The sequence below is a fragment of the Actinotalea ferrariae CF5-4 genome (assembly GCF_000603945.1).
Lineage (GTDB): Bacteria > Actinomycetota > Actinomycetes > Actinomycetales > Cellulomonadaceae > Actinotalea > Actinotalea ferrariae.
This window is the reverse complement of sequence record NZ_AXCW01000574.1, coordinates 1-594: the sequence shown is the minus strand read 5'-3', so window position 1 is coordinate 594 and position 594 is coordinate 1. Positions and strand designations below refer to the sequence as shown.

The 594-nt window shown below is 78.6% G+C and carries 1 protein-coding gene; it reads left to right on the top strand.

Going from position 1 to position 594, the window contains the following annotated elements; translation table 11 throughout:
* Window positions 1-469: hypothetical protein (locus tag N866_RS21850; RefSeq protein WP_034230061.1), on the top strand; the 469-nt coding region annotated here is incomplete at its 5' end.
* Between the last annotated feature and the right edge of the window lie 125 nt (window positions 470-594).

Here is a 594-nt window from a genome sequence, read left to right as displayed (position 1 = left end):
GCCCGGCCCCGACCTGCCGCCCGAGCGGTACGGGGCGCACCCGGCCGGCCCGCCGCCGCGCCGCCCGGAGGACCCGGCCGCCTACGACGCGCTCCGCAGCCGTCTCGGGCTCTTCCTCCTGCTGCTGGTCGCGTCGCTGCTGGTCCTCAGCCTGCCGCTGCCGTTCCAGGCCGCCTCGGTCGTGTTCTCCGCGTGGGCGGTCGTGGTCGGCACCCGGGCCGTCGTCGCGGCCTGGCGGGCCGGCATCCGGCGGGCGGCCGTGCCGATGGCCGCAGCGCTCGTCGGGATCGCGATGTGGATGACACTGTCCGCGGGCCTCCAGCTGGCCCTGTGGCCGGTGCTCCAGGAACGGCAGGACTGCCTGCGCGAGGCGCTGACGACCTCGGCCCGCGAGGCGTGCGAGGACGGCTACGTCCAGGACGTCGAGGACCGGCTCACGGGTCTGCTGCGTCCGGCGTCCGCCCCCTGAGGCGCGCGAGGCCCGCCCGGGCGGCGTGGGCGACCGCGCCGCGGACGTGCCGGTCGGCAGGGAGCGCGACGAGGAGCGCCCCCAGCAGCGCCAGGGCGCCGGTCGTGCCGGCGACGAGCAGCGGT